Here is a 16557-nt window from a genome sequence, read left to right as displayed (position 1 = left end):
ATTATACCGTTTTATTGAGTGCAAGCAGTACTTTTTTTAGTCGATAAAAAATGAACAAAAAAATTGTTAAGTCCTGCTTAGATCAGGCACAATGACTCCTTTTTTTGCCGCCTTAAAAATGACTAAGGAGATCTTAATGGCTGCTCAATCTGTCATTCTTCCACTACCTTCTGATCATGCGCGTTTTATTGTTCTCCGTTTAAAAGATTTAACGATCGCTGAATTAAAACGACAAATTTCAGCGCTGCTTTTAACTCGTGATCGCTTGATCACCCAACACCCAGATGCTCAGATCAAAACTGCGATCGCCTTCGGTCCTGAACTTTGGTCCAAATTGTACCCACAAACACCTGATGGGTTTAAACAACTTGATCCTGAGCAAGGTGCTTTCAATATGCCTGTGGTGCCAGCAGATGTATTTATTCACATCGCAAGTGCCCGGGCTGATTTATGCTTTGCAATGAGCCAATCGTTCTTTGCAGGTATTCAAGATAAAGTTGAAGTGCTCGATGAGCGTGCTTGCTTCCGCCAATTTGATGGTCGTGATTTAACTGGTTTTATTGACGGAACTGAAAATCCACAATTCCCCGATGATCGTGCCGAAGCAACATTGCTACCCGAATCCGCTGGTATCTTCCAAGAGGGTAGTTTTATTTTCGCACAACGTTATGTACACGATTTAGCGAAATGGCAACAACTGAAAGTCGATGCACAAGAACATGTGATTGGACGCACCAAGCTTGAATCAATTGAGCTAGATGACGAGATAAAACCTGAAAATGCGCATGTTGCTCGTACAGTGGTTGAGGATGATGAAGGTGAGGAAATGGAAATCTTGCGCCACAGCTTGCCTTATGGTGATGGAAAAGGTGAACAAGGCCTATTCTTCGTTGCTTACACCAATAATTTAACGATTATTGATGCGATGTTAAAACGCATGTTTGGTACAGCTGGTGATGGTATTCATGACCGTTTACTGCACTTCACAACGGCTGTGGATGGTGCTTATTATTTCGCACCAAGCGATATGTTACTGGAACAAATTCTGGAAGATTAAAACAGTAAGATGCTATGCCATTGGCTGGTGTAGCATCTTTATGATCACCACCAAACAAAGCGCTCAAAAAAGATTGATCGGAATATGTGAATTCCCTGCATAGACTCTCCCCTTAAGCCATCAAAATTTGCTATATTTAACGTTTTTCCGCGACATTTATTTCGGTAACTATGAATACGGCAATACAAGCAGCTCTTGATCATGCGGTACAATCCCTTCAACAACAAGGTGTACTCCCTTCAGATTGGACAAACACGAGCCATTTAACCCGTACCAAAGACCGAAGTCACGGAGACTTTGCTTCTAATATTGCCATGATTGGCTCTAAAGCGGCTGGCATGAAACCACGTGATCTTGCTGAAAAGATTTTAGCAGCACTGCCTGAAGTCGCTGACATTAACAAAGCAGAAATCGCAGGTCCTGGTTTTATTAATTTCTTTTTAAATGCAGACCAGCGCTTTGCTGTGCTCGATCAGATCCATGCACAAAAAGATCAATATGGTCGCAGCCAAGCCAATGCAGCCAAAAGAATTCAAGTCGAATTTGTGTCTGCAAACCCAACCTCTAGCCTACATGTCGGGCATGGTCGTGGTGCAGCGTATGGTATGACGGTTGCAAATTTATTAGAAGCCACAGGTGCTCAAGTTGACCGTGAATACTATGTCAATGATGCAGGTCGTCAAATGGATATTTTGGCAACTTCAACCTATTTACGTTATTTAGAACTTACGGGTCAAACACTGGTCTTTCCTAAAAATGCTTATCAAGGCGATTATGTCAAAGAAATCGCACAAAGCATTATTGACCAAGTTGGTGATGCGCATGTTCGCCCAGTCGCTGACATCTATAAAGATGTGCCAGAAGACGTTCAATACGCAGAAGAATTAGATACTGAAGGCAACAAAGTTGTGCTTTCTGGTGATAAAGAAAAACATATCGATGGTTTAATCGCAAATTCACAACAACAGTTAGCTGAAGGCTACCGCGTTTTCCATCAAGCAGCATTACATGCCATTTTAGATGACATCAAAGATGATCTTGCTGACTTTGGCGTAACCTTTGATGAATGGTTTAGTGAAGCATCACTGGCCGACAAAATTGATGAAGCACTTGCAACCTTAGATCAACGTGGCTTCCTCTATGAAAAAGATGGCAACATCTGGTTTAAATCGACTGAATTTGGCGATGAAAAAGATCGTGTTGTAAAGCGTCGCAATGGCCAAACCACTTACTTTGCATCAGACATTGCCTACCACCTCAATAAATTACAACGTGGTTATACTGACCTGATTGATATTTGGGGTTCAGACCACCACGGTTATATCTCTCGTGTGAAAGCGGCGATTGATGCGATGGGTTATGACTCGAAGAAGTTAACTGTTCTTTTGGTTCAATTCGTCAGCTTATGGCGTGGTGGCGAGATGGTACAAATGTCATCTCGTTCAGGTCAGTTCGTGACTTTGCGTGATTTACGTAAGGAAGTCGGTAACGACGCTGCGCGTTTCTACTACGTGATGCGTAAATCTGAGCAGCACATTGACTTTGACTTAGACCTTGCAGTTTCACAAAGTAAAGACAATGCGGTGTATTACATTCAATATGCATATGCACGTGTAAACAGTATTGTGAATCGCGCTAAAGAAAAAGGCATTGCATTTGATGTGACATCTGCACGACAGGTTGCTGATTTGTTGACTCTAGATACTGAAACAGAAATTCTTGCGAAATTAGCGGCTTATCCTGAAGTTGTGGTACGAGCTGCGAATGTCTGTGAACCACATCAGATCGGTACTTATTTGAAAGATTTAGCTGCGCTATTCCATGGTTGGTATGCACAAGATGGTGTGAAGTTTGTCGATGAAACAAATATTTCATTATCACAAGCCCGTTTATTATTATCAATAAACGTACAGCAAGTGATTCGAAATGGTTTAACATTACTAGGTGTGTCCGCTCCTGAGACAATGTAAATAGCAAAGCAACGCTTTGCACATTGTCGCAAGACGAGAGCTACGCTCGAAGTGCCATGTAAGTAACGCTCTTAAACAACAGTGGATAAAATACAGTAAACAAAGCATTATTTTAAACATAATGCTTTGTTTCCCAGAAGATTCAAGCTAGAAATAACATAATAGAATCAAGAGGAATTTCAGGTGTTTGGAAAAACGCAACGTGGTGTATCTGAACGACCAAATAAGCCCAAAAAACCGCTTATTCCGAAATGGCTAGGCATGTTTGTCGCCATTCTAGCGATCCTATGTGCCGCAGTCATGTTGATGCTCTGGCAGCCATGGCAACCTGTCCCTACAAAAACTCAGGTGCCTGCTGAACACTATCAAGAAGAAAACACCAACAAAGATTATCGTTTCTACGACTTGTTGCCACAACAACAAGTGACTCCGATTCCACAACAAGCTGTGCCTGAAACCAAACAACAAGGCAATATTGTGATTATTGAATCACCTAGAGTCGAAACAACAGAAGATTCAGCCAATCTCACCGCAAGTGAGCAAACACCGCCTGCACCGACCACGTATATTTTACAAGTGCGTAGCTATCCAGATCCTGATAGTGCAGATGCGCGTCGTGCAGAAATTATTCTAAATGGATTGTCTGCCGATGTGGTGAGAACTGTTGAAAATGGTCAAACATGGTACCGCGTGTTTTCTGGTCCGTATGATAGCCAAGAAGCTGCTTTAGCTGCACAACAAACACTACAGCATAGTGGCATTGACTCGATTGTCATTAAACGCTAGTCACATGATTTTAAATAAAAAAGGAACGAAAAATCGTTCCTTTTTTGCATCTCAACCACTCATGCACATTCAGAATCTAAACTCTTTTGCTCTGTGCGTTGAAAGGCTGCACGCTCCTGAACACGTTGTACAAAAGCTTGAATATGCGGATATTTGCCATGTAATCGATTTTGAATAGCGATGAGTGGGAATGCCATCTGAATATCAGCAAAAGAAAAATCCCCTGCAAAATAATCATGTTCTGACAAATAATTCTCAAGATAAAGAATATGCTCTTTTACACGCGGGCGAACAAAACCGGCTTTAACACCATCTGTAATCTTCTGAGCAATTGGGCGAATCACCCACGGCACGTGTTTACTTACACTATTCATCACCAAAGTCATCACCAATAATGGCATCAGAGAGCCTTCTGCATAATGCATCCAATAAGCATATTGCATCTGATCTTTAGCACTTTGTGGTTTGAATCTTTGCTGTTCATCATACTTTTGTTGCAGATAATCCAAAATCACAGCAGATTCAACAATCACCTGTCCATCATCCACTAAAATTGGCGCTTTGCCCAATGGGTGAATCTGTTTTAGGCTTTCTGGCGCGGTATAACTGGACGACCTTTGATAATATTCAACATGGCAATCCAAACCCAGTTCTTCTAATGCCCACAATATACGAAATGAGCGCGAGCATTGTAGATAATGTAAGGTAATCATTTTTGTGCCTGCTTTTTTGCTGTGTGATTGCTGTTTTGATCCCTCTAACAATCACACTTAGAATTATGTTTTGCCCAAGCACAATAGCACTTTAGTCTTAAAGAATCACGGTCTCTATGTCTAAACTGCGTAACAAAGTTTTAGTCACTGGTGTTTTGCTACAGACATTGAGAAGCTTTTCTTTTAAGTCTTGTGAAATAGGTTGCGTAAAGATTACGCGGCGCTGTATTTTTTCCTGTTGTTCGCGATTAGTATGAAAATCAACCTCAACTTGAAAATCACCCAACTCCATTTCCTTGTGTTTGGCATACATCCGCAAGGTAATCATGGTACATGATGCCAAACTCGCGGTGAGGAAATCATAAGGTGCGGGACCAGTATCGTGTCCGCCAGCAGCTTCTGGCTTATCGGTGAGAAATTGATGTGTACCACTCGTCACCTCACCTTTCCACGGTGCTGCCAAAGTCTGTACTTTTGCACTTGCAATCACACTCATTTCGACGCCCTCATTTGATCAGGTAATACTGGTGCTTCTAAGCGTTTGCCTTGATAGTCGGTAATCTCGCCAAAGCGCGCATCGTGATTAATCCAATCTTGGCGTGCTTGTTTTAAATCATCCATAGTACGTGCTACAAAATTCCACCATAGTAAAATAGGTGACTCAAAGGGTTCACCACCAATCAATAACACACGATGACCTTTTGTCAGCTCCACTGATATTTCAGTTAAACCTTTTTCCAAGACCACCATATTGTCTATGTTTAGCTCATGACCATTGACGCAAGCCGTTCCCTCAAGTGCCATGAAGGCATATTCAAATTCAGGATTAAGAGGAATACGTGTTTTCGTATCGGCTTGGGCGGTGAGATCTACACCAACCAAAGGGGTATGCACTTGTACAGGTGATAACGTTTCTAAAAAGTCACCCACCAGAACGGTAAATTCAACCTGATCTTTGGTGACCACAGGCAATTCTGGATAATGTTCAAAGTTCGGTTCCATCTCACGCTTATCATCTGGCAATGCAATCCAGAGCTGTGCCGCGTGCATTTTGGTTTCAGTATCAGGGGCAACCTCGGTATGTGAGATACCACGCCCTGCCGTCATAAGGTTGACTTGCTTTGGACGAATCAACTGTTTTGAACCCAGACTATCGGTATGCATCATGGTGCCTTCAATCATCCATGTGAATGTCTGCAAACCAATATGTGGATGTGGTCCTACATCTAAACCATCCCCTGCGGGGAAAGTCACAGGCCCAGCATGATCAAGGAAACACCATGCGCCGACTAAGCGTTTATGTCGACTTGGCAAAGCACGCTTAATCACGGTGCCCTTGCCAATTTCAGCCGAACGAATTGTAAAATCTTGAATAAATTGATTGATATAAGTTTCGCAGTCTTTTGAATCAGAAATATCGTAATCGTTGTTATTGCTCATGATATCGCTCTCTTTTTTACCTATGCTATTGCAATGAGTTGTTTTATTGATCTTAACAATACAAACATCAATCAATATAGTCTTTTAGTAAAACGCAGAGTGTCATGAATGAGATAATCTATTTTTATAGCGAATAAGAACATACAAAAGTTGCTTTAAGCGATTTCCGTCTGCCCCACTTGATGATAAGCGCGATTAAAATAAACTAAACTTTGATCGTGCTGACTTTGTTGAATCGCAACAATAGGACAAATAAAAATAGTGTGCGTTCCGACTTGTTGAATTTGCTCAATCTCACAATCAAAACTCACCAAAGCATCATTTAAAACGGGTGCACCAGTTTCCAATTCTGTCCAAATCCCATGTTTAAATCGTTCTTCTGGACCTAACTTAGACGAGAATACTTTAGAAATATGTTCATGATGTGCACCTAAAACATTCACGGTTAAAATTTTGTTTTCTACAAAATGCACATGTGAACTAGAGGCTTGATTCATACAGACCAATAATGTCGGAGGTGTATCAGTAACACTACACACGGCAGATGCAGTAAATCCATAACGACCAGATAAGCCTGCCGTAGTCACGACACTGATGGCACTGGTTAACAAAGACATTGCATTTCTAAAGTCTGTTGCTTCAATCATCACATTGTTCCTAAATTGCATCTTAGTTTTGAGATTTAGTGAAACCAAGCTATTCCTTCACGCAAGCACTTCATCTTTATGGAGTGGGATGAGCAGTTTGATCATGAAAAAATCCAATCAAACTACTTCATCCCTTTACACATCACGATTTTGATGAGTATTAAGCAGAAAGCTCTCTGCGAATGATCTCCGCACCTGCACTTAAAGCATTGAGTTTGCCTCTTGCGACTTCACGCGCTAAAGGTGCCATACCGCAGTTCGTCGATGGGTAGAGCTTGTCAGCATCAACAAACTGAAGTGCTTTGCGTAAGGTATCGGCAACTTGCTCAGGTGTTTCAACTTGATTGGTTGCCACATCGATCGCACCCACCATCACTTTCTTGCCTCGAATCAATTCAATCAGATCCATTGGCACACGTGAGTTTTGGCATTCTAATGAAACGATATCGATCTTGGATTTTTGCAACTTAGGAAATGCTTCTTCATATTGACGCCATTCTGAACCTAGAGTCTTTTTCCAATCAGTATTGGCTTTGATGCCATAGCCATAGCAAATATGAACGGCAGTTTCACACTTAAGACCTTCGAGTGCTCTTTCTAAGGTGGCAACGCCCCAATCATTCACTTCATCAAAAAACACATTAAATGCTGGCTCATCAAACTGAATGATATCTACACCTGCGGCTTCTAACTCTCTCGCTTCTTGATTAAGAATTTTGGCAAATTCCCAAGCGAGTTTTTCACGGCTTTTGTAGTGACCATCATAAAGCGTATCAATCATGGTCATCGGACCAGGCAACGCCCATTTGATCGGTTGCTTGGTTTGCTGACGTAAAAATTTGGCATCTTCAACAAAAACAGGTTTTTGACGACTTACAGCACCCACAACTGACGGTACACTCGCATCATAACGATCACGGATTCGAACCGTCTCACGTTTTTCAAAATCTACACCATCAAGGTGTTCAATAAAAGTGGTGACAAAATGCTGACGGGTTTGTTCACCATCGCTAACGATGTCAATGCCTGCATGCTGCTGTTCTTGCAATGACAAACGTAACGCATCTTGTTTGCCGTGAATCAGCTCTTCATCTTGCAACTTCCAAGGTGACCAAAGCTTTTCTGGTTCTGCAAGCCAAGATGGTTTTGGTAAGCTGCCAGCTGTTGAAGTCGGTAATAATATTTTCATCGTCAATCATCTTCTCAATATGAATAGTTAAACAGCAGCACAGTTTTGATCAGCGTAGTTCTTCGCCCACTGCTCAAGAATATTCTGATAGGGTTTGATGAACTGCTCTTCAACGAATTTGCCTTGTTCAATCGCCAATCGGCTACGCTCTTCTCGGTCATACACAATGCGAGTAAGTGAATAATCTTGGTTCTTCAAACTCGGTTGATAAGATGTTCCTGCCGCAGAATTAGCGTTGTAAATCTCAGGACGATAAATCTTTTGGAAGCTTTCCATGGTACTGATCGTACTGATCAACTCAAGATTGGTGTAATCACTTAACAAATCACCTGAGAAATAGAAAGCCAAAGGCGCAACACTATTTGGTGGCATAAAGTAGCGAACCTTTAAGCCCATTTTTTGGAAATACTCATCAGTTAAAGAGTATTCATCTTGCAGGTATTCGACACCCAAAACTGGATGGTGATTATCGCTACGTTGATAGACTTTACTGCTTGAAACACTGAGGCAGATCACAGGCTGTTTTTTAAAGTTAGCTTTGTAAGTATCAGAGTTAATAAAGCTCTTAAACAAGTTGCCATGTAGCTCACCAAAGTTTTCTGGTGTTTTAAATTCAGACTGATTTTTATTATGATCAAGCAATAACACACTAAAATCATAATCACGTACGTAAGAAGAAAAATTATTCCCGACAATGCCTTCAATACGCTGATTGGTTTTTTTATCAACAATATTGGTTTTCAATATTTCAATCAAAGGCAATGCATTTGTATTGCTTTCAGCATCAATTTTCATTTCAACGGAAATAATTTCAAGTTCGACAGAATAGCGATCGCTATTTGGATTATCCCAATGTGCCAAAGTATTGAAACGATTGTCGATCATTTTTAAAGTATTGCGTAAATTCTCTTGACGACTTTCGCCTCTAGCCAAATTCGCAAAGTTGGTGGTAATGCGAGTATTGTCTGAAGGGTGATAGTCTTCATCGAAACGAATACTCTTTATCGTAAATTTAAATTCTTTACTCATTGATCTGACACCCTAATTTCCGTGATAAATCTAATTTCTTTATGATGTGATTTATACCCGATTCACAACATGAATAAAAATGATTTAGTTTCATAGAAAAGTGAGTGAAATTCATCTTTGTAGATTTATTATTTATTAACAAATATTTACGAGAGAGTAGAGTTGCTTAGATTTATGATTATGCGTGTAATTAAAAGGGTTTCATGTTTAAAGTGATGGGATGGGGCTTTTTTTGTTATGTAAATCTAAGAATAATAAAAAGACGCTTTTGGCGTCTTTAAAAGTTATCTTCATCAAACCGATCTTGGTCTATTTTATAAATATGAAATCTTCGTTCTATTTGTACACCCAAACCGAACTCAATCATTAAAGAAGACAGTTTATCTCCATCAATTAAGACTATCCCAGATTTTTTTGCAGATTCAATGGCTTCCTTACTGAAACTTGAAGTCGTAATAAATACGCTTTTTTAGCAACTTGATCTGCCAAAGCTCCTTTAAACTGCTGAATATCAGGGCGGCCCACCGTATTTCCCCAACGCTTTGCCTGAATATAAATTTTGTCTAAACCCAAACGATCTTCACTAATAACTCCATCAATTCCCCCATCATTTGTTTTGCCAATTGCTTGTGCAGCATCATGATGTGAACCGCCATAACCCATAGCAACCAATAAATCTACGACTAATCTTTCAAAAAATGAAGGATGCTTTGCTTTTACAAGATTCAGCAAATCATCTTTCAAACTGGATAATAAAATTTCATTTATTCTTTGAAGTGACTCTTCGGGCGTTTCTAAATCAGATTTTCCTAACATAGAGGTGATTTGTTTATCGCCTTTAATATTTGGCGGCATTTTAAAATTACGAAAGCTTTCATATTGCATTAAAAAATCATTATCTATTTTATTTAATAACTCTAAATTTAACTTCTTAGCTTCCTCAGATAATTCACACAGTCCCCAATCTGGTTGAAAAATTAATCCTGCCTTAACTAAATATGTTTTCGCCCAGCCAACACGATCATAAAAAACCGTTCTTTTACCACTAGGAATCATCTTACTTAATTCTTCTGCCGTTAAATTTGACTGTTCAGCCAATAATTTTCCAGCATGACTAATTTGAATCGGTTGACTTTGTTTTTTTAAAACCTTTAATAACGGTAGCATCAATTCTTGATGGTTAGGTAAAGCCATACTTTTTCTCTTATAAATTTAATCTTTATAAATTATAAATCAAAAAAAGAGCACCTAAGCGCTCTTTTTTAAAGGTAATTTTATCTCGATGCGAAGATAGCTCTTAGCATAAAACTGACATGAAGCGTTGCTTCATGCCCCCGTACTGCCGCAGGCGTAGCCTTTAGCGTAAATTTGGCTAAAAGCTATCGCTTTTAGAAAGCCCAAATTTACTCCCATTCAATCGTTGCTGGTGGCTTAGATGACACATCATACACAACACGTGAAACATCTTTGATTTCATTCATGATACGGGTTGAGATTTTATCAACCAAGTCATACGGTAAATGAGCAAAACGCGCTGTCATAAAGTCAACCGTTTCAACCGCACGAAGTGCAATCACCCATGCATAACGGCGACCATCACCCACTACACCGACTGATTTTACAGGTTGGAATACAGCGAATGCTTGAGCTGTTTTGTCATACCAACCACTTGCACGAAGCTCTTGCATAAAGATGTCATCAGCAAGACGCAGAATATCTGCATATTCTTTTTTGACTTCACCCAAGATACGCACGCCCAAACCTGGACCTGGGAATGGATGACGATAAATCATGCTGTGTGGCAAACCAATGGTGGTTCCCAATTTACGTACTTCATCTTTGAACAAGTCACGTAATGGCTCAACCAATTCAAACTCTAAATCATCAGGTAAACCACCCACATTGTGGTGAGATTTGATGACGTGTGCTTTACCTTGTTTGCTTGCTGCAGATTCAATGACGTCTGGGTAAATTGTACCTTGCGCCAAGAATTTCACGCCATCCAATTTACGCGCTTCTTCAGCGAAGACGGCAATAAATTCACGACCAATGATTTTACGTTTTTTCTCAGGATCAACTTCACCCGCCAATGCAGATAAGAAACGCTGTTCCGCATCGGCACGAATGACTCGAATCCCCATGTTCTCTGCGAACATTTGCATCACTTGATCACCTTCGTTTAAACGAAGCAGACCATTGTCTACAAATACGCAAGTTAACTGATCGCCAATCGCTTTGTGCAACAATGCAGCCACAACAGATGAATCGACACCACCAGATAAACCTAACAGAACTTTTTCATTACCAATTTGTTGACGTAATTGCTCGATACGCAAATCAATGATGTGTTCAGGTGTCCACAAACCACGGCAACCACAAATCTTATGCACAAAGTTTGAAAGTAACTCAGCACCTTTTGCTGTATGCGTGACTTCAGGATGGAACTGCACACCATAGAAACGGCGGGTTTCATCACTCACTGCGGCAAATGGACAGCTCGGCGTACTTGCTGTGACTTGGAAACCTTCAGGAATCGCACCGACTTTATCGCCATGGCTCATCCAAACATGCAGTTGGTTTTCACGATCTTGCAAATGACCAATTAACTGATCACGTACCACAATATCAACTTCAGCATAGCCAAACTCATGAACTGTACCGGCTTCTACTTTTCCGCCCAGTTGTTCAGACATGGTTTGCAAACCATAGCAAATACCCAAAACTGGCACACCCAGCTCAAATACAACTTGAGGTGCACGTGGACTACCTTCTTGATGTACGCTTTCAGGGCCACCTGATAAAATAATCCCGTTTGGATTGAATGCACGAATGTCTTCTTCAGACATATCGAAGGCATACATTTCAGAGTAGACACCTGCTTCACGCACACGTCGTGCAATCAGCTGGCTATATTGAGAGCCGAAATCCAAGATAAGGATACGATCTTCAGTAATTTGAGTATTGGTCGTCATAGCTAAACATAAAAGCAAATGAAATAAGCGCCCTATTCTAACATTTTTCATGCTTTGGCGCATCGCAATTCATCACCTATCTTATTTTTTAACGCTGCTCGTCAACTGCCCCTGATATTTAAATTAAATTTTTGCTGCACAACATCGAAAAAGAGAGCTAAATCAACAATTCTTGCCAATTCTGCTCAACACAAAGCAAAAATTGGTGCTAATATGATGAAGCGAAAATTTGCATTACCATGGAAAGGTATTCAATCGACGCCATCGTTTCCTTATTTTTTTGCGATTTCGATGTCCTTGAAAAAGGAAAACTTACAAAAGGGGACTCAAAGCCTAATACATACATGTATAGGCGAATCATCAACATCTATCCTCAAATATTTAACTCTTTATCTATGGCTTGCCCTATCAAGAGCAACAATTAGGACTTGAAGGACCAATAAAATAATGTTTCAAGAAATGATTGCGGATTTTCAACAGAATTTCTGGTTATATATTTCCATCCCGTTTATTAGTGGCTTTATTGGTTATATAACCAAAGTCATCGCGGTTCAAATGATGTTCGGGCCGCTTGAGTTTAAAGGGCTTAGATTATTTGGTTTGCCGCTGGGATGGCAAGGAATTGTACCCCGTAAAGCAGAAAAGATGGCAACCACAGCCGTAGAGCTGATGACCTCTAAACTGATTCAACCAGAAGAAATTTTTGCTCGCCTCGACCCTAAGCGTATCGCCCAAGAAATTGAAAAACCATTAATGGCGGCCGCAGAAGACATTACCCGTGAAGTAGCTCAACAGTATCAACCCGGCTTGTGGGAAGGTATGCCAGAGTTTGCACGACAGAGATTGATTAAGCGAGTTCAAGCCAAAGCACCTGAAATTGTTGAACATATCATGGGTGAAGTACAAAAAGATGTCACTAAGTACTTCGATATTAAGCACATGGTGGTCAACAACCTACTTAAAGATAAACGCTTACTCAACGAAATCTTTAAAAAAGTCGGCAAACAAGAATTCAAATTCTTTAGTAATGTCGGCTTTATTTTTGGTTTCGGGATTGGTGTAATTCAGATGGTGTGTTGGGTAGTGACCCAAGGTCAGTATCCATGGATGCTCCCTTTGTTTGGTGGTTTTGTCGGCTTTTTCAGTGACTGGATTGCTTTACAAATGATGTTTAGACCGCTGCACCCGAAAAAAATTATGGGTTTTACCTTCCAAGGGCTTTTCATTAAGCGCCAAAATGAAGTCGCAGCCGATTACGCCGCTTTAATTTCAAAGCAGTTACTCACTTCTCGCAACATGATGGAAGAGCTTTTTTCAGGTACACACTCAGATAAAGTCATTGATCTGGTCAGTCGACATGTCAAACAAGAAATTGACTTACAAGCAGGCGTGGTTCGCCCTCTCGTGGTCTATGCGATTGGCGGTGAGAAGTATCAAAATATCAAAACAGAAGTAACTGAACGTATTTTGCAACAACTACCAGAAACAATGCGTTATGTAGAATCTTATGCTGAAGATGCAATGGATGTCCGCAATACTCTGGTCAAACGCATGCAACGACTCAGTCCTGAAGAGTTTGAAGGTATGCTACGCCCTGCATTTAAAGAAGATGAATGGTCATTGATCATCGTGGGTGCAGTACTTGGTTTTATGGTGGGCGAGATGCAAATTCTCTTTATGCTCTAAATTTTTCCCAATCAAAAAAGGAAGCGCTCGCTTCCTTTTTTTTTATTTTTAATCAGTGCTGATGTTTCTCAATGCTAATCACTTCTATATCAGTCGGCTTATACCGATGAGTATCCACCTCACCCACGAGTCGTACATGATCACCGACCTTTAATCCTACTTGACGCCAAATATCATCATCAATTTCAACACCAATCGTACCACTGGCATCTTTGAACTCATAGTGATCACTTTTGAGATGTTTAGTAATTTGACCCGTCAAAGTAACGCCTGTTTCATCTGCCATTTTTGCTGCCTGACTCACTGTCACGACATTCTTAGCGGCTTCTTGTACCAACACATGATCATCTTTACCTGCCCAAGCACTTGAAGATAATCCCAGTACAATCAAAAGCCCACAACTCACCATCATTCTTTTCATTTCAAATCCCGCTGTGTTTAACATCTTATGATCTAAGCAGAAATTTCGACTTGTGTTTGTAATCATCGGTAAAATTTATAGGTAAAAAAATAACCCTCACTGGTTTAAGTGAAGGTTATTTGCATCGATGATTATTTTTCGATGGCATGATCAAGACTAAAACGACCTGCGCCATGCAGCATCAGATAAAATAGACCGCCTGACATCGCCAAGTTCTTCATAAAGTTAATTTGTTGTGCTTGATCATCGGCAGCATGAAAAAGAAATGCAGTCAAAATACTAAAGATCGCTAGGCCAAATGCGGCAAAACGTGCTTGGAAACCAAATAACAGTGCTAAACCACCACCAAATTCAACCAAAATAGTCAGTGGCAACAATGCAGCAGGCACACCCATGGCTTCCATATAGCCTGCGGTAGCGCCATAGGCGGTAAGTTTACCCCAGCCAGCAATGATAAATATATAAGCCATCAAGATACGAGCAATCAGCGCCACGATATTTTCTACACCAGACTGCGTTACGATATTTTTTACAACAACATTTGGATTTAACATGCTTTATTCCACTTGATTTTTTTAAGATAGGAACAGTTTATGTATCTTTTATTTTGCAATAAACACTATATTTGTTCACGCATCGTTCTGTATTTGAAACAAAGAGGCTTTTTCTATTCCTCTAGCCGTTTAAGTGTTAGCGCAAGTAAAGTTACCAATTAATTTGCTTTTTATACTGACATTCCACACATGCGCTGTTAGGATTTAGCTCAAATTTATAGTGTTAACATTTTCATGGAACTCATTGATTTTATTCTGCACGTTGACGAGCACCTTTTAGAGTTTATCACCAATTATGGCGTATGGATCTATGCCATTTTGTTTCTGATTATTTTTGTCGAAACTGGCTTTGTGGTTATGCCATTTCTGCCGGGTGATAGTTTACTTTTTGCAGCCGGTGCACTTGCCGCTTCAACAGGTGTCATGGATCCATGGGTATTAGGTGTGTTGCTGTTTATTGCGGCCGTATTAGGCGATACCGTCAATTATCATATTGGTAACTATATCGGTCCACGTGTATTTGAAACTAATTCGCGTTTTATCAATAAACAGCACTTGTTTAAAACGCAGCAGTTTTTTGAACGTCACGGTGGAAAAACCATTATATTTGCCCGATTTATTCCATTCGCACGTACCTTTGCGCCCTTTGTTGCTGGTGCGGGTAGCATGAACTATAAATACTTCCTCACCTACAACGTCATAGGTGCTTTCTGCTGGATTTCCTCATTTATTACGTTGGGTTATCTATTTGGTAACATGCCAATTGTGAAAGACAATTTCACCTTTTTGATTTTCGGCATCATTATTCTCAGTATTTTACCGGGTATTATCGGTTTTATTCGTCAAAGAATGAATCGTCGCAAAGCCTAGCCGGCTCTGCTACTACTTGAGTTTAAAAGAAGCGAAATACCATCGGTAGCATACAAATCAGCAATAACATCGCCGATCCTTTATATAAATGGTCGGCTTTAATTCCAGCCAAACTTCCCGCCAACAAAGCACGTCCAAAGACCATCCAGAAAATAGAAACTGGAATCAATATCAACGTAAAAATCGTAAATACTAAAGCCGCATTTTGGACCGAATTCCATGTCTCAAGCGGAAAAATTCCTGCTGCCAACAGCACCGTTTTTGGGTTTTTTAAGGTCGATATAAACAATTGTGTCTTGCGTATATGTTGATGATGTTGTGAATGTTTTTGTAGATGAGAGCTTTTCCAAAGATGGAATGCCATCCAAAGCACGTAGAGTAAACCACCAACATGTAGAATCACCCCCAGCGCGGGCCAAATAGGTTCAAAAAGATGGATAAACAATGCCCATAAACTCACACCATATATATAGCCTAACCATTCTATAGGGATAAAAGCGAGTGTTTTAGGTACACCTTGTTGGTGTGTTGCACTGGCAAGCATAGCATTGGTTGGACCGGGAATAAGTAACACCGCCAACATTGCCAAAACAAAAAACCAACTCTCTATCATATATATACCGAATGACTGTTCGTGGTCGCCACCTTAAACGAATTTAGGGGGAATAGACAAGTTTTAAGCGACTGCCTGAATAGACAAGATGAAGATAATAGCACAGGAAATAAATACAAATTATTGATTTTTATAATTTTTACTTGAAACATTTTGCTAAGATTTAGTTTTTACTGCCGTAGCGAACTACGGCAATAATCGCTAAAAACTATGATTTCGGTCGTGGTTTCACAATAATTGGACAGCCTTTAAACTGTGCTGCTTGCACAATTGCGTCTTGCTGACCTAAAACTTTTGCGAGCTCAGTATTTTTGGTATTCATCGACTGGCCCATATTCACAGAAACTGATGGACCAAAGCCCCAACCGCTTTTGCCTCCCCAGCCACCACCAAGTCCCACGCCAACTCCGACACCAGTTCGTTTCGGCGTTTGTACACCATTGTCAATATAATGCTGAATACGGTTGTATTCCGCTTGTAGTTGTTGACAGTTTAAAGCTTGGTATTGTGTTGGCGAGACATAAGCGGGTTTAACCGTTGATGCACAAGCACCCAATAGCATACTCGCTGCCAAAACAGGCATCCAATATAAGCGTTTCATAACGTTCTC

At 40.4% G+C, this 16557-nt stretch carries 16 protein-coding genes and 1 pseudogene; 5 read left to right on the top strand and 12 right to left on the bottom strand.

Annotated features, from left to right (window positions below):
* The first annotated feature begins 136 nt into the window (after positions 1–136).
* From F903_RS03230 to F903_RS03220, 3 genes are all read left to right on the top strand, one after another.
* Entirely contained in the window at positions 137–1057 is a 921-nt protein-coding gene (locus tag F903_RS03230; protein WP_005194579.1) for a Dyp-type peroxidase, read from the top strand.
* A 170-nt stretch (positions 1058–1227) separates the two neighbouring features.
* Entirely contained in the window at positions 1228–3027 is a 1800-nt protein-coding gene (gene argS, locus F903_RS03225; protein ID WP_005194577.1) for an arginine--tRNA ligase, read from the top strand.
* Positions 3028–3210: 183 nt separating this feature from the next.
* Complete coding sequence (locus F903_RS03220) at positions 3211–3813, top strand: SPOR domain-containing protein (protein ID WP_005194574.1); 603 nt, start codon at positions 3211–3213, stop codon at positions 3811–3813.
* Positions 3814–3872: 59 nt separating this feature from the next.
* Here the strand turns inward: F903_RS03220 and F903_RS03215 are convergent, their stop codons facing one another.
* The 8 genes and pseudogenes from F903_RS03215 to guaA all read right to left on the bottom strand — a co-directional run bounded on the left by F903_RS03215 (position 3873) and on the right by guaA (position 11803).
* On the bottom strand, positions 3873–4526 hold the full coding sequence (locus F903_RS03215; protein WP_005194573.1) for a glutathione S-transferase family protein: 654 nt from the start codon (positions 4524–4526) through the stop codon (positions 3873–3875).
* A gap of 97 nt (positions 4527–4623) precedes the next feature.
* A complete protein-coding gene (locus F903_RS03210; RefSeq protein ID WP_005194571.1) occupies positions 4624–5022 on the bottom strand; it encodes an OsmC family protein in 399 nt (132 codons plus the stop codon).
* Complete coding sequence (locus F903_RS03205) at positions 5019–5966, bottom strand: pirin family protein (RefSeq protein ID WP_005194569.1); 948 nt, start codon at positions 5964–5966, stop codon at positions 5019–5021. The genes F903_RS03210 and F903_RS03205 overlap by 4 nt, the downstream gene beginning before the upstream one ends.
* A gap of 155 nt (positions 5967–6121) precedes the next feature.
* On the bottom strand, positions 6122–6613 hold the full coding sequence (locus F903_RS03200) for a flavin reductase (protein ID WP_005194567.1): 492 nt from the start codon (positions 6611–6613) through the stop codon (positions 6122–6124).
* Between the two features lie 160 nt (positions 6614–6773).
* A complete protein-coding gene (locus tag F903_RS03195) occupies positions 6774–7802 on the bottom strand; it encodes a methionine synthase (RefSeq protein WP_004668092.1) in 1029 nt (342 codons plus the stop codon).
* A 27-nt stretch (positions 7803–7829) separates the two neighbouring features.
* On the bottom strand, positions 7830–8831 hold the full coding sequence (locus F903_RS03190; RefSeq protein ID WP_005194566.1) for a DUF1852 domain-containing protein: 1002 nt from the start codon (positions 8829–8831) through the stop codon (positions 7830–7832).
* Between the two features lie 277 nt (positions 8832–9108).
* Positions 9109–10025: pseudogene (locus tag F903_RS03185) on the bottom strand (restriction endonuclease).
* Positions 10026–10234: 209 nt separating this feature from the next.
* Entirely contained in the window at positions 10235–11803 is a 1569-nt protein-coding gene (guaA, locus tag F903_RS03180; RefSeq protein WP_034594860.1) for a glutamine-hydrolyzing GMP synthase, read from the bottom strand.
* A gap of 459 nt (positions 11804–12262) precedes the next feature.
* Here guaA and F903_RS03175 point away from each other — a divergent pair, with 459 nt between their 5' ends.
* Complete coding sequence (locus F903_RS03175) at positions 12263–13489, top strand: DUF445 family protein (RefSeq protein ID WP_171065199.1); 1227 nt, start codon at positions 12263–12265, stop codon at positions 13487–13489.
* Positions 13490–13541: 52 nt separating this feature from the next.
* Here the strand turns inward: F903_RS03175 and F903_RS03170 are convergent, their stop codons facing one another.
* Together F903_RS03170 and F903_RS03165 are read right to left on the bottom strand one after the other, a co-directional pair.
* Positions 13542–13910 carry a NirD/YgiW/YdeI family stress tolerance protein gene (locus F903_RS03170; RefSeq protein ID WP_005194560.1) on the bottom strand — a complete coding sequence of 123 codons (369 nt, stop codon included), beginning with the start codon at positions 13908–13910 and terminating at the stop codon, positions 13542–13544.
* Positions 13911–14041: 131 nt separating this feature from the next.
* Positions 14042–14464: a DoxX family protein gene (locus tag F903_RS03165; protein ID WP_005194558.1), complete on the bottom strand. Its 423-nt coding sequence runs from the start codon at positions 14462–14464 to the stop codon at positions 14042–14044.
* A gap of 234 nt (positions 14465–14698) precedes the next feature.
* Between F903_RS03165 and F903_RS03160 the strand changes: the two genes are divergently transcribed.
* Positions 14699–15334, top strand: a complete 636-nt coding sequence (locus F903_RS03160; RefSeq protein ID WP_005194556.1) for a DedA family protein — start codon at positions 14699–14701, stop codon at positions 15332–15334.
* A gap of 22 nt (positions 15335–15356) precedes the next feature.
* On the opposite strand, the gene F903_RS03155 is transcribed toward F903_RS03160, so the two are convergent.
* Entirely contained in the window at positions 15357–15947 is a 591-nt protein-coding gene (locus F903_RS03155) for a LysE family translocator (RefSeq protein WP_004668082.1), read from the bottom strand.
* A 208-nt stretch (positions 15948–16155) separates the two neighbouring features.
* Positions 16156–16548, bottom strand: coding sequence for a hypothetical protein (locus tag F903_RS03150; RefSeq protein WP_004668081.1), 393 nt, complete (start codon positions 16546–16548; stop codon positions 16156–16158).
* Between the last annotated feature and the right edge of the window lie 9 nt (positions 16549–16557).

The sequence above is a fragment of the Acinetobacter sp. NIPH 298 genome, assembly GCF_000369505.1.
In the GTDB taxonomy this organism is placed as follows: Bacteria; Pseudomonadota; Gammaproteobacteria; order Pseudomonadales; family Moraxellaceae; genus Acinetobacter.
Note: the sequence above shows the minus strand (reverse complement) of the source record. Positions and strands in the feature narration are given on the sequence as shown.

Coding starts and splice junctions, on each gene's coding strand:
- F903_RS03215 (WP_005194573.1), bottom strand. CDS start 4,526: ATGATTACCTTACATTATCTACAATGCTCGCGCTCATTTCGTATATTG.
- F903_RS03150 (WP_004668081.1), bottom strand. CDS start 16,548: ATGAAACGCTTATATTGGATGCCTGTTTTGGCAGCGAGTATGCTATTG.
- guaA (WP_034594860.1), bottom strand. CDS start 11,803: ATGACGACCAATACTCAAATTACTGAAGATCGTATCCTTATCTTGGAT.
- F903_RS03200 (WP_005194567.1), bottom strand. CDS start 6,613: ATGATTGAAGCAACAGACTTTAGAAATGCAATGTCTTTGTTAACCAGT.
- F903_RS03175 (WP_171065199.1), top strand. CDS start 12,263: ATGATTGCGGATTTTCAACAGAATTTCTGGTTATATATTTCCATCCCG.
- F903_RS03160 (WP_005194556.1), top strand. CDS start 14,699: ATGGAACTCATTGATTTTATTCTGCACGTTGACGAGCACCTTTTAGAG.
- F903_RS03165 (WP_005194558.1), bottom strand. CDS start 14,464: ATGTTAAATCCAAATGTTGTTGTAAAAAATATCGTAACGCAGTCTGGT.
- F903_RS03195 (WP_004668092.1), bottom strand. CDS start 7,802: ATGAAAATATTATTACCGACTTCAACAGCTGGCAGCTTACCAAAACCA.
- F903_RS03205 (WP_005194569.1), bottom strand. CDS start 5,966: ATGAGCAATAACAACGATTACGATATTTCTGATTCAAAAGACTGCGAA.
- F903_RS03210 (WP_005194571.1), bottom strand. CDS start 5,022: ATGAGTGTGATTGCAAGTGCAAAAGTACAGACTTTGGCAGCACCGTGG.
- argS (WP_005194577.1), top strand. CDS start 1,228: ATGAATACGGCAATACAAGCAGCTCTTGATCATGCGGTACAATCCCTT.
- F903_RS03190 (WP_005194566.1), bottom strand. CDS start 8,831: ATGAGTAAAGAATTTAAATTTACGATAAAGAGTATTCGTTTCGATGAA.
- F903_RS03155 (WP_004668082.1), bottom strand. CDS start 15,947: ATGATAGAGAGTTGGTTTTTTGTTTTGGCAATGTTGGCGGTGTTACTT.
- F903_RS03170 (WP_005194560.1), bottom strand. CDS start 13,910: ATGAAAAGAATGATGGTGAGTTGTGGGCTTTTGATTGTACTGGGATTA.
- F903_RS03230 (WP_005194579.1), top strand. CDS start 137: ATGGCTGCTCAATCTGTCATTCTTCCACTACCTTCTGATCATGCGCGT.